This window comes from Paenibacillus sp. FSL R10-2736, assembly GCF_038000245.1.
Taxonomy (GTDB): domain Bacteria; phylum Bacillota; class Bacilli; order Paenibacillales; family Paenibacillaceae; genus Paenibacillus_AQ; species Paenibacillus_AQ phytohabitans.
In genome coordinates this window covers 1,077,335-1,089,823 of the sequence record NZ_JBBOBN010000002.1, presented here as the reverse complement: position 1 = coordinate 1,089,823, position 12,489 = coordinate 1,077,335, and the positions used below count along the sequence as shown (strand labels likewise).

Sequence of the window (12,489 nt, the reverse complement as noted above, 5' to 3'; positions counted from 1 at the left end):
CTTCCGCAGCTAGTGGCCCGGTCCGTTCAGGAACTCTTCAAACAAGGATATTTTGGATAGCGAGTCTACGACGTACCGCACGGCGAAGCCGACAGCAATCCCCGTCACAATCCCGGTAATCAGCAGAATCGGCAAGTAGTAGAAAATACTCGTTGAATTGAATACAAACGAGGCCGCAAGCAACTGGCCGGTATTATGAGCCAGACCCCCTGCAATGCTGATTCCGATCACACTGAACCTCTTGCCGCCGAGCTTCACCAGTGCGAACATGACCACAAAGCTGAACAGCGAGCCGAACAGGCTGAAGAGCAGACTGGACAGTGTGCCAAGCAGAAATGCGGTCAGCAGCGTCTTCAGAATGACCAGCACGAATACATCTCGTCCACGCAAAAAGTAAATACAGGTCAAAATCATAATATTGGCGAAACCCAGCTTGGCTCCGGGCATCAGCCCCATTCCCGCAAGCGGAATCTGAGCCTCGACAATACTCAGCACTACGGCAACGGCCGCGAAAATCGCAATAATGACCGTCCGCTTCAGCGCTGTAGCCGATTCACTACTGGACATAGGCATCTACTTCATCCTCCCCCGACCCGCTTGCAATTTCAACTAATACCCGGTGCGGAAGGCATACTATGGTCTGCTTGGGCAGCGTGATAAATCCAAAGCCGAGACATACCTGATCGGGACAATCCGCATCGTACATCTCAATCCCGTAATCATGCACCTTCAAAATGTTATAGCCCCGATCTGTGCGAATATCAATGGTTTGCTCTTCTTTGGTAAGCGTTACTGTTTTGAACAGCTTGCCGTCTACCGTTATATTGGCCGTAAGTTCCTTGCCCGGCCCACCTTTATCAGCATCATTTGACAGCCATCTCGGCACCAGAAAAGCGAGCGCAGCAATCAGAACGATAGAAATCAGCAGCACATCTGCGCGTTTCATAGAAATCTCCCTTATTTTTTAATTAAAATCCAGACTTAATAATTATAACGGTCCGCCCGCAATCCTTCAATGAATGTAGTCGTTAATTGTCGCATTTCAATGGCAGTTCACAAAATAGGCACGCAAAGCAGAAGCGGAACCCACCATAAACTGGATGGCATCCGCTTCTGCAAGAAATATAAGGATAACCGGAAGAACGCTGCATCCTTATCCTGTTTTGACGGGATAGCCTGTTTGAAGAGGTTCCGGCTTCCGTCCAAAGTAAGACAGAAACAAGCCGGCGAATTCCGGGTCCCATTGAGTGCCCCTTCCCTGCTCCAGAATAGCCAGTGCCCGGTCGTGATCCATCCCTTTGCGGTAAGGGCGGTTAGAGGTCATGGCATCATAGGCATCCGCCACAGCGATAATCCGGCCATGTAAAGGGATATCCGTACCGGCAAGGCCATCCGGATATCCTTTACCGTCATAACGTTCATGATGGGAACGGACGCCGCCCAGATAGGGTGCCATCTTTTCTACCGGTTCAATCTGCCGCAGAATATTCTCTCCAAGCACCGAATGGCTCTTGATCTGGTCAAACTCCTCATCGGTAAGGGCTTCTTCCTTGAACAGGATGCTGTCCCTCACCCCAATTTTGCCAATATCATGCAGCAGGGCCGTCTTGCGCAGATCGTCCAGCTGCTGCCCGGTGAGTCCAGCCAGCTGGCCGATAATGACAGAGTATTCCGCGACACGCAGGGAATGCCCTGCCGTGTAAGGATCGCGGGCATCCAGCGCCACAGCCAGTGTAGTGAAGTAGCTGCCCAGCAGCTGCCGGCTCTGTTGCTCCCGGGCCTGCAGCCCCCGGACCATCATATTAAACCCCGCTACAAGCTTAGAGAATTCATCGGAGTATTCATCCTGCACCTGAATCATATTGCCGTCCTTCACATGATTCATTGCCTGATACAGCTCATTAATAGGATGCTGCACACTGTTGGTCAGCAGCCATGCTGCAATGGAGGAGAAGAGGGTGCCGATCAGCAGCACCATACTCGCCCAGGCCCAGTAACTTTGAAGCCCCACCACAACTACAGGACCTACATGACCATTCAGACGAATATGGGTAGCCATGATAAACAGGAACAGCGGAAAGGTGCCGATCAGCATGCAGCTCACCAGAAACTTGGGACGGATAGGTACAAATACATGTCCTTCCAGGGAAAAGTCGACACCATACTGCTCCAGCGCCCGGTTCCTGAATTCTTTGATCAGCGGAATAATGGCCGTACAGGTCAGAAAAAATTCAATCAGCGCATGCATACACGCCACAAGAACAGCGCCGCACATAGCCAGAATCAGATAAAAATACGGGATAGTGATCCAGCCGTTGTAGATCATCCAGAATGTCATCAGGACAGCCGGGAGGGACAAGCCCAGAAGGTGAGGCCCCATAATCCGCTGAACCGCGCGCTTCGGCAATTGATGTGTATGCAGATATGCCTCTTCCAGCATAGACAAAGTAAGGTTATCTTCATACAGCGCAGTGCGTACCGGTCTGATCTGATTGATAAAAACACCGATCTCCATGACCGCCATGATCACGAATGACAGGGCGAGCACAAGCAAGAGCCTGAAGTATTCGATGCTGCTAATCTCCAGAGAGGAGAGCAGAATCAAACTCCCTACCGCCAGTACCGCTACTGCTGAGCCGAATATATAATTCCGGATCTGATTTTTCAAAAATCTTCTGTATAATCTCATCTGTCCCATCATCCGTCCCGGCCTCAGCCCAATATCCGCTTGCATTTCTATATATCGCATGTTATAATAATATAATATTTGTTTTCGTGTATGATTATCCCCATCAAGAAGATGTCAGGCCGGTGAATTACTTGTCTTTATTATCGGCAGTTTGGACACAAAATCTTACGTTTTCTTGCAGTACTTTTCCTTTTTATGAGATTAAATTCGAACATAGCATTCCGATTCGCACTGGCGCGGCCACGGAGCCGCAAGGACAAAAGAGAGGTAGGGCTTTTGTCGTATTGGAAGGATTTCTCTCGCCACACGGCTGCTGGAAATAACAAGGAACAACGACACCCGTTTCGCTCACAAACGGCGGGGGATTCATATACCGATAAGACATGGCTGGCTGCTTCCCTGACACAGGGAAAGGCCCCATGTGTGGAACATAATAAGCGCCCGATACCCGCTGTTTGCGGATATCGGGCGCGTCTACGTTCCGGGGACTTTTTTTAGACCCAATCAGCCGCTGCCGGGCTGTGTATATAACGTTCCACGAAGTCGCCTACTGTGCGGATATACTCCCTTTTATCCGTATCATAGGCAAGACCATGCCCCGCTCCATGCACCACCAGCTTCTCCTTCGGACTCTTGCAGGCATCATACAGCTCATCCATCATCGCAAAAGGCACAAACTTATCCGCATCTCCATGGATAAACAGAATCGGCACCCGGGCTTTACGCACCTGATTCAGCGCTGACGCTTCACCGAAATAATAACCGGCCTTCATCCGCGTTACCAGGCTGGCTATCTGCACAAAGGGAAAGCCCGGCAGATGATACATCCGCCACAGCTGGTAAGTCAGCTGCGCTTTGACTGAGGTGTAGCCGCAATCAGCGACAACGGCTTTGACCTGCGGAGGAAGTGGTTCACCGGCGGTCATTAACACTGTCGATCCGCCCATAGATACACCATGCAGCACAATTTGCGCCTCCGGCCCGGTCTCCTGCAGAATAAATCCGATCCACTGCAGATAATCACGGCGCTCCGGCCAACCGAAGCCAATGTAGTCCCCTTCGCTCTTCCCGTGACCTCTGGCGTCGGGCAGCAGTACATTATATCCCAGGTTGTCATAATAGTTTTTGGCGGTTGCCCCCATGTCCTTAGCCTTGCCGGAATAACCGTGGGCGATAATTACGGTACGGCCCGCAGCACGCTCTGAAGCCAGATAGTAGCCCTGCAGCTTCAGTCCATCTTCCGAGACCAGCTCCACTTCACGGAAGTTCTGCCGCGCCACCCATTCCGCCCCTTCCCCCCACGAAGCTCCGGCTACCGGCGGGTCCACCTTCAGATCCGGCGTCTTGCCCAGGAATTCCTTAGGCGCCCGCTTAATAGCCACTCCATAAAAGTAAAATCCGGCATAAGCCAAAATCCCCGCGATTACAACCAGCACTACTAGCAGGTATATACCCCACATAACGTTCACCCTTTCAGTAAGCAACCATCCCTTTGAGGAAATGTGTATTCTTGCTTTTGAATTCTCCCCCACTTAGCTAACGCTTGAAGTGGCGGATTCTTGCGAACAGAAGAGTACCCTCTTCTTATGGAGCAAGCGATCCCTGCGTTCCCGCAGTTTTACATTTTTGACGCAAGTGAAATGTTGAATTCTATCGTTTGGTTAGGTGGCGGTTAAACCGCTACTTGTTCAATATTGTGAGCGGCGTTTTCGTCACGGTCATGGATCGTCCCGCATGCCGTACATGTCCATTCCCGAACGGACAGGTTCTTCACCTCGGGGTGGATCGTGCCACACACATGGCAACGCTGACTGGTCGGCTCAAACGTGTCGGCGATCCGAAGATTTCGTCCATACCATTTCGCTTTATACGTCAGCTGTCGCACCCACTCGCCCCAAGACGCATCAGCAATGGATTTTGAAAGCTTGGGGTTCTGAATCATATTCGCCACACGCAGATGTTCGATACTAATCGTTTGGTTTTCACGAATCAGTCTCGTGGTCAGCTTGTGGAGGAAGTCATTTCGTTTATTGGCAATGCGTTCGTGAATACGAGCGATATGCTGCCTTGCTTTCTTCCAGTTGGAGCCGCCCGGAGTACGCCGAGCCATCCGCCGCTGCCAAAGCGCCAGCTTGTTCTCGTATTGACGGTAAAAGCGAGGATTGGCGATATGTTCGCCGTTTGAGCATACTGCATATTCTTTCAAGCCTAAGTCGATGCCAATAGGTGTATCCACTTGGGGCAGAGGGTTCTTTTGAACTTCGCAAACGAGCGAAACGAAAAATTTCCCGCTGGCGTTTTTACGAACGGTAGCGGACAATATCCGGCCTTCCAGCTTCCGGGAGTTTGCAAAACGTATCCAGCCGAGTTTTGGGAGCTTCAAGCGACTGCCCTCCATGGCGATATTCCCGTTGGTGAATTTGGTCGTGTAACTTTGAATCGGATGCTTTCGGCTCTTGAAGCGTGGCGCTTGATTTTGCTTCTTGAAAAAACGATCAAAGCTATCCGCCACATGACGAGCAGCCGACTGCAAAGCGATGCTATCGACTTCTTTCAGCCAGTCGTATTGTGCTTTTAAACCGGGGAGTTGTGTTGCACAAGCGTGATAAGACAAGCCTTTTCCCGTTTCCACATACCTTTGATTCCAAGCTTCCAAGAAGTAATTGAACACAAAACGGCAGCAGCCAAACATTCGACGAATGAGTTGCTGTTGCTCTGTATTGGGGTAGATCCGATATTTATAGGCTTGATGAACCAGGGGTTTCGAAGAAACCTCCTGCGCAGACACGAGCATGTGCAACACCTCCTTTTAGTGATCTCATTCATATTATAGCACATATGTTCGTATTGAAATCGAAAACTGCTGATTCATCCCCAACCTATCGAGGGTGGAGTATTCTCAGCTTTTTTAGATAAATAATTTGAGCATAGTATAGCATGGTATCCGTCCAACTAAAAACACTGCCGTCAGTCCGGCGCTGTCTGGTGTGTGTAAGTAGTGAGCTACGAATTGAATGCGCTCCCCGTATACAAAAAGACTGCTTCCCGGAGAATCTCTCCGGCAGCAGCCCTCATCCAAACACAGCGGCTTAATCATAATTATTTGCGCTTGTTCACTCTGGCAGTTCTTCTAAGAAGCAGGCCCAGACCGGCAAGAGCAACACCCGCAATATAGTACGGCGCAGGACTTGATTCACCCGTCTGCGGCAGGGTTTGCTCTGCAGTCACACTACCCAGAGGAATCTCGTCATCGATAATGATTTCTTCAGGTGCCGGTCCTGCTACAGGTGAAGGTCCAGGTGCAGGAACCTCCACAACTGGCTGTGGCGCTGTTGTTGTCATCACCGTCACAACCGGTGATGCTGCCGGCCCGAGAGGAACCGGGTCATCAATAATAGTCGTGTCAGTATCAGTCACAATAGTCCCAATCACTGTCGGAGCGGTTGATGTCGGAAATACGAAGCTTGGGACAAAGACGCTCGTGCTGGTTGCTGTTGGTGCCGCTGTAGGTGCCACTGTCGGTACAGCGGTCGGCACTGTTGTTGGTGCCGCTGTCGGTGTTGCCGTTGGCACTGTTGTCGGCGTTGCCGTTGGTGCCGCTGTCGGTGTTGCCGTTGGTGCCGCTGTCGGCGTTGCCGTTGGCGCTGTTGTTGGCGTTGCCGTTGGTGTCGGCGTTGGCGCTGTTGTCGGCGTTGCCGTTGGTGCCACTGTCGGTGTTGCCGTTGGTGCCGCTGTGTGTTGCTGTTGGCGTCGCTGCCGGTGTTGCCGTTGGCGTTGGCGTCGCTGCTGGCGATGCTGTTGGCGTCGGTGTCACTGCCGGCGTTGCTGTTGGCGTCGGCGTCGCTGCCGGTGTTGCCGTTGGCGTCGCTGCTGGCGATGCTGTTGGCGTCGGTGTCACTGCCGGCGTTGCTGTTGGCGTCGGTGTCACTGCCGGCGATGCTGTTGGCGTCGGCGTCGCTGCCGGTGTTGGCGTCGGCGTCGCTGCTGGCGTTGCCGTCGGCGTCGGCGTCGCTGCCGGTGTTGCTGTTGGCGTCGGCGTCGCTGCTGGCGTCGGCGTCGCTGCCGGTGTTGCCGTCGGTGTCGCTGCTGGTGTTGCTGTTGGCGTCGGCGTCGTTGCCGGTGTTGCCGTCGGTGTCGCTGCTGGTGTTGCTGTTGGCGTCGGCGTCGTTGCCGGTGGCGTCGGCGTTGCCGTTGGCGGATCTTGGCCTTTATAAGGTATATGGTGGGATTCTCCCGATCCTGAGAGCGAAGCTCCGATCAGATTCCCGTTGATTTGACCATTATTAAATTGAATAGAGGCATATGGAGCCAGCACAGATCCCAGAACTCCGATACCTTCGATTTGAAGACTGGTCGCTTGACTGAAGTTATATAACACTTTACTGTTCATAGCGTTATCCTTATTTCCGTTACCATTAATTCCAGTCCCCATATTCTTCATAGTTACTGAAGTACCGGAGATATTAACTATAGCTGTTGAGCTATCGGGAATCTTAATTCTCAACTCATTTGCACTAGACAGCTTGCTGCCGTCTACAGTAAATATGTTAACATCCGAATTTGTACCTTCCAAAAAGAAATTACCGGAGTTGGCAGTGGTAACCCCATTAACAGGCAGAGAAGCAAGCTGCTGAGATTTCTCACGGAGCAAACTGAACTCGGCTGCAAAGTCCACAACATTTACTTGTTGTTGTAAGCTTCCTGTTCCCCCGCGCGGGCCGCCGCTGCCGCTATAACTCCCCCGTAGACTACATCACCCACGGTTTCTCCCTGGGAATAATACAGATTACCACCGGCGATGAGAGAGTAGGCTTCCTTCGTTTCCTCACTAGTAAGACTATGTCCCACAGAATAATTAACATTTAAATTCACGTTTCCGCCGGCAGCTAATCTACCTTCAATATCACTATGTTTAACATCAACATCTCCCAAGATGAACACATTATACTTGGATGCATTGCCCGGCAAAGAGTTGCCCTCGGCTTTAACTGAGGTGCTCCCCAGTGAAATAATTCCGCCGCTTCCCACAATCAGAACTGCTATAAGTCCGAACACCGTAAGTCGTTTGAATTTTTTTAATTGGAACATACAGCTCACCTCACAGTTAATATAGATATAGGCCACATTTATATAACAAAAAAAGACCGCCGGAAAGAGGATTGCTCTCTTTACGGCAGTCGGACGATCATTGCGCTCCATCGCGCTTTAGACTCCTGGACTTTGCGTCCCGTCCTTTCGAACGGTTTGCGTTTATACGTCAGTGGAAGATTAGGTTGTGAAATTATGTACTAAATCAAACTTTTATACTAATGTCTATGACATTCGTTACTTTGGAACTATTTTTAGTTTATCCGCTATCAAGGCTGATTGTCAATGAAATCCTTTGAAACATCTGGTAATAGATTATATCTGCTGATTCATTCCAAAGCACTGTTACAAAAGGTTTTTTTAAAGAATCTATAGCTTTTTCACCTAAATCCCGATCCTCTCATCGCCCTCGATGGCACCTACAAGAATATTTTGGAACCATGTATAAAGAACTAATTTTAATATTACAATTTTTAATATAAACATGAGGGCCCATGATCGTAAAGACGCACCTCTTTCTCCTTAGCACATTTTCTTTTACGAGGAAACATAATAACAAATGTATATCCCACATAAAAAAGGCTGCTTTCAGGAGAACGTCTTCTCCCAAAGCAGCCTTTTCCCGATTTAGCGGTGATATCGCCAGCCTTTCGGAAAGGATCTTACGGATTGCATTTATTTACGTTTATCTGTTCTGGATCTTCTGCCGAGGAATATTCCCAATCCTGCAAGGGCTAGACCGACTAAGTAATAAGGAGCCGGACTGGACTCACCAGTCTTCGGGAGCGCGGCATCCGCAGGTACATTGCCTAACGGAATCTCTTCATCAATGATTGTCACAATCGGTGTTGGACTTGGTGTTGCGCTTGGGCTTGGCGTTAGGGTTGGACTTGGTGTCACCACTAACGGCCGAGGTGTTACTGTTGCCACAGGGCCCAAAGGCAGCGGATCATCAATGATTATGGTATCTGGATTTACAATATAGCCGATTATTGGAGTCGGCGTTGGCACTACATTAATAAAGACGGGCGGTGCAGACGATGGCACTGGTGCCGGTGGTAAAGTCGGCGCTGGTGTTGGTGTTGGTGTTGGTGTTGGTGTTGGTGTCGGCTCTGGCGTTGGTGTTGGTGTCGGCTCTGGCGTTGGTGTTGGTGTTGGTGTTGGTGTTGGTGTCGGTGTCGGTGTTGGGGTCGGTTCTGCCGTTGGCGTTGGTGTCGGTGCTACTGTCGGTGTCGGTGTTGGCTCTACTGTTGGCGTTGGTGTCGGTACCGCTGTTGGCGTTGGTGTCGGCTCTACCGTTGGTGTTGGTGTCGGTTCTGCCGTTGGCGTTGGTGTTGGCTCTGCCGTTGGTGTCGGTGTTGGCTCTGCTGTCGGCGTTGGTGTCGGTGCTGCCGTTGGTGTTGGTGTCGGTTCAGCCGTTGGCGTTGGCGTTGGTGCCGCTGTTGGCGTTGGTGTCGGCTCTACCGTTGGCGTTGGCGTCGGTGTCGGTGCTGCCGTTGGCGTTGGTGTTGGTGTTGGTGCTGCCGTTGGCGTTGGCGTTGGTGCCGCTGTTGGCGTTGGTGTCGGTGCTGCCGTTGGCGTTGGTGTCGGTGCTGCCGTTGGCGTTGGTGTTGGCGCTGCCGTTGGTGTTGGTGTCGGTGCTACCGTTGGCGTTGGTGTCGGTGCTACCGTTGGCGTTGGCGTTGGTGCTGCTGTCGGCGTTGGTGTCGGTGCTGCCGTTGGCGTTGGTGTTGGCTCTGCCGTTGGCGTTGGTGTTGGTGCTGCCGTTGGTGTCGGTGTTGGATCTGCCGTTGGCGTCGGTGTCGGTGCTACTGTCGGTGTTGATGTTGGATCTGCTGTTGGTGTTGGTGTCGGTGCTGCCGTTGGCGTTGGTGTCGGCTCTACCGTTGGTGTTGGTACTGCTGTCGGTGTTGGTGCCGCTGTTGGCGTTGGTGTCGGTGCTGCCGTTGGTGTCGGTGTTGGTGCCGCCGTTGGCGTTGGCGTTGGTGCTGCCGTTGGCGTTGGTGTTGGCTCTACCGTTGGTGTTGGTGTCGGTGCTGCCGTTGGCGTCGGTGTCGGTGCTGCTGTCGGCGTTGGTGTTGGCGCTGCCGTCGGTGTTGGGGTCGGCGCTACCGTTGGCGTCGGTGTTGGTGCTGCCGTTGGCGTTGGTGTCGGTGCTGCCGTTGGTGTCGGTGTTGGTGCTGCCGTTGGTGTCGGTGTTGGTGCTGCTGTTGGCGTTAGTGTTGGTGCTGCCGTTGGTGTCGGTGTTGGTGCTGCTGTTGGTGTTGGTGCCGCCGTTGGCGTTGGTGTCGGTGTTGGTGCCGCTGTTGGCGTTGGCGTTGGGGTCGGCGCTACCGTTGGTGTCGGTGTTGGTGCTGCCGTTGGCGTTGGTGTCGGCGCTGCCGTTGGCGTTGGTGTCGGTGTTGGTGCCGCTGTTGGCGTTGGTGTCGGTGCTGCCGTTGGTGTCGGTGTCGGTGCTGCCGTTGGTGTCGGTGTTGGCGCAGCTGTTGGCGTTGGTGTCGGCGCTGCCGTTGGTGTCGGTGTTGGTGCAGCTGTTGGCGTTGGTGTCGGTGCCGCCGTTGGCGTTGGTGTCGGTTTCACTGTCGGCGTTGGCTTCACTGTCGGTGTCGGTTTCACTGTCGGCGTTGGCTTCACTGTCGGCGTTGGCTTCACTGTCGGCGTTGGCTTCACTGTCGGTGTTGGCTTCACTGTCGGTGTTGGCTTCACTGTCGGCGTCGGTTTCACTGTCGGCGTTGGTTTCACTGTCGGCGTCGGCTTCACTGTCGGCGTTGGTTTCACTGTCGGCGTTGGTTTCACTGTCGGTGTTGGCTTCACTGTCGGTGTTGGCTTCACTGTCGGTGTTGGCGTCGGAGTGCACTTAGGTGTCGGCGTTGGCTTCACTGTCGGCGTCGGCTTTACCGTTGGTGTCGGCGTCGGCTTCACTGTCGGCGTCGGCTTTACCGTTGGTGTTGGTGTCGGCTTCACTGTCGGTGTTGGCGTCGGAGTGCACTTAGGTGTTGGCGTTGGTTTTACCGTCGGTGTCGGTTTCACCGTTGCTGTCGGTGTTGGTGTTGCGGTTGGTTTTACCGTCGGTGTCGGTTTTACCGTTGCTGTCGGTGTTGGAGTTGGTTTCACCGTCGCCGTCGGCGTTGGCGTTGCGGTCGGTTTCACTGTTGGTGTCGGGCTTGGTGTTGCGGTTGGTGTTGGCGATGGGCTGGGTGTTGGTGTTGCGGTCGGCGTCGGACTTGGCGGCGGTCCATCTCCCTCGTATGTTCCAAGGTGCATTTCTACTCCGCCGCTAAAAGACTTGGCAATTAGCGTTCCGTAAAGCTCTGCACCGGAATAATTGACATCCGCCTTAGGCGCCAGTATCGTTCCCAAGAAGGTCGTATACGCAATATTCACCTTGGTCGCTTCGTAGAAATTGAACAACACTTGACTTGCTCTACCGTTATTCATTGCGAAACTTGGTACTTTGACCGTAGCTCCACTTATGTTAATAATTAACGTGGCATTCTGGGCAATGTTGAATTGAATATTGTTTGTATTCGCCAGCGTTGCCTCATCCAGATGAACTACGTTGAAAAGATCCGGCGCACTTATTGTAAGTGTTCCATAATTATTACCAACTTCTTTCGTAGCGGACAATGCCCCGTATGCTGCAGAACGCGAGATCAGATACTGCTTCTCAGCCGGGAAATCAATCGGGCTTCCCTGCTTCTTCGCGCCTATAATATTCACACTAGGCTCATTGGCTTCAATGGTGTCCCCATACACAACGTTTCCGTAGATTTCTCCGCTGCCCGAATGTTTAAACTTCTTGCCGGCAACGAGTACGTCGGTGGCTGAAGAATTCCTGTAGGCCCTGGCTACCCCGTAACCTCCAGAGAGAGTAATATTCCCCCCGCTGCAAGACGGCCTTCAATTTGATCATTGCCTTGCGTGAAATCGTCAAAGATAAAAGCATTAAAATTCCCGGCAATCCCCAAGACCGGCGTTGGATTGTAAGGCACACCAGATGTTGCCCTTACCTCCGTCCCCCAAGTGAAGGCGCTACTTACGGTCAGTACGCCCGCCAGAATAAAGGCGGCCGCTTTTCGCATTTTTTTCTCAATAATCTACACCTCCTATTCAACTATTCTATGAAATCGCCGCAAAACTATAACAAAAAAAAGACCGCCACGAAGGGTTAGCTTCACGGCGGCCGGACGACCATAGCCCGGACTTAAGGGGCATCAGATTCCTGACTTTGCGTCCCGCTCTTTCGAAACGGTTTGCGTTTGTACATGATTGATATGAAATTGGAAAAGCTTATGTAATACCCAACTGAAATCTGTGATATTTGTTACTTTAGAACTAACTTCAGTTTAGATGCCGACTGGCATATTGTCAATATATTTCCAATTGATTTCACAGCTATTTTTTTGATGAAAAAAGATTGAAAAAACCCTTTATTTATAAGGATTTATAGAAGTTGAGAATATAACCTCCTGACGAAAAAGGTCGATAATTCCGCTAATTCGCCGCAGTATTTCTTCCTTTTCACAGAGCTGTTTCTTACAATTTTAAATATTAAAATTTAGTATTTTAGTCCTACTCCTTCTCCCTTCCCCCAACTCATCTCCGCTTAAGCAAACCGCACCATGGTAAACGCGAAGAAACGGGCGCCATCCCCTTTAAGGATACCGCCCGTTTTCCGTTCATACCGGAGAGCTCTTTTATAGTAAGGGCTC

At 51.7% G+C, this 12,489-nt stretch carries 7 protein-coding genes, 2 pseudogenes and 2 riboswitches; all 9 genes and pseudogenes read right to left on the bottom strand.

Going from position 1 to position 12,489, the window contains the following annotated elements:
* Window positions 1-9: 9 nt before the first annotated feature.
* Window positions 10-573, bottom strand: coding sequence for a Gx transporter family protein (locus tag NSQ73_RS32830; protein ID WP_039309812.1), 564 nt, complete (start codon window positions 571-573; stop codon window positions 10-12).
* Window positions 557-946 carry a NusG domain II-containing protein gene (locus tag NSQ73_RS32825; RefSeq protein ID WP_039309813.1) on the bottom strand — a complete coding sequence of 130 codons (390 nt, stop codon included), beginning with the start codon at window positions 944-946 and terminating at the stop codon, window positions 557-559. Before NSQ73_RS32825 ends, NSQ73_RS32830 begins: the two co-directional genes overlap by 17 nt.
* 207 nt (window positions 947-1,153) lie before the next feature.
* A complete protein-coding gene (locus tag NSQ73_RS32820; protein ID WP_340990366.1) occupies window positions 1,154-2,668 on the bottom strand; it encodes an HD domain-containing phosphohydrolase in 1,515 nt (504 codons plus the stop codon).
* 515 nt (window positions 2,669-3,183) lie between these two features.
* Window positions 3,184-4,149: an alpha/beta hydrolase gene (locus NSQ73_RS32815; RefSeq protein WP_340990365.1), complete on the bottom strand. Its 966-nt coding sequence runs from the start codon at window positions 4,147-4,149 to the stop codon at window positions 3,184-3,186.
* A gap of 212 nt (window positions 4,150-4,361) precedes the next feature.
* A complete protein-coding gene (gene tnpB, locus NSQ73_RS32810) occupies window positions 4,362-5,483 on the bottom strand; it encodes an IS200/IS605 family element RNA-guided endonuclease TnpB (protein WP_340990364.1) in 1,122 nt (373 codons plus the stop codon).
* Window positions 5,484-5,788: 305 nt separating this feature from the next.
* Window positions 5,789-6,106 (bottom strand): LPXTG cell wall anchor domain-containing protein, encoded by a 318-nt coding sequence (locus NSQ73_RS32805; protein ID WP_340990363.1) that lies wholly within the window; start codon window positions 6,104-6,106, stop codon window positions 5,789-5,791.
* Window positions 6,099-7,777 (bottom strand): annotated as a pseudogene (locus tag NSQ73_RS32800) (choice-of-anchor A family protein). The gene NSQ73_RS32805 and the pseudogene NSQ73_RS32800 overlap by 8 nt, the downstream one beginning before the upstream one ends.
* An 81-nt stretch (window positions 7,778-7,858) precedes the next feature.
* Window positions 7,859-7,948, bottom strand: a riboswitch (cyclic di-GMP riboswitch).
* Between the two features lie 504 nt (window positions 7,949-8,452).
* Window positions 8,453-11,041 (bottom strand): LPXTG cell wall anchor domain-containing protein, encoded by a 2,589-nt coding sequence (locus NSQ73_RS32795; protein WP_340990724.1) that lies wholly within the window; start codon window positions 11,039-11,041, stop codon window positions 8,453-8,455.
* A gap of 36 nt (window positions 11,042-11,077) precedes the next feature.
* A pseudogene (locus NSQ73_RS32790) lies at window positions 11,078-11,859 on the bottom strand (choice-of-anchor A family protein); the annotation flags it as partial.
* A 93-nt stretch (window positions 11,860-11,952) separates the two neighbouring features.
* Window positions 11,953-12,045: riboswitch (cyclic di-GMP riboswitch) on the bottom strand.
* Window positions 12,046-12,489 lie beyond the last annotated feature (444 nt).

Bases quoted from the DNA above. Each gene is read 5' to 3' on its own strand.
- NSQ73_RS32795 (WP_340990724.1), bottom strand. From the start codon at position 11,041: ATGCACCTTGGAACATACGAGGGAGATGGACCGCCGCCAAGTCCGACG.
- tnpB (WP_340990364.1), bottom strand. From the start codon at position 5,483: ATGCTCGTGTCTGCGCAGGAGGTTTCTTCGAAACCCCTGGTTCATCAA.
- NSQ73_RS32815 (WP_340990365.1), bottom strand. From the start codon at position 4,149: ATGTGGGGTATATACCTGCTAGTAGTGCTGGTTGTAATCGCGGGGATT.
- NSQ73_RS32825 (WP_039309813.1), bottom strand. From the start codon at position 946: ATGAAACGCGCAGATGTGCTGCTGATTTCTATCGTTCTGATTGCTGCG.
- NSQ73_RS32830 (WP_039309812.1), bottom strand. From the start codon at position 573: ATGCCTATGTCCAGTAGTGAATCGGCTACAGCGCTGAAGCGGACGGTC.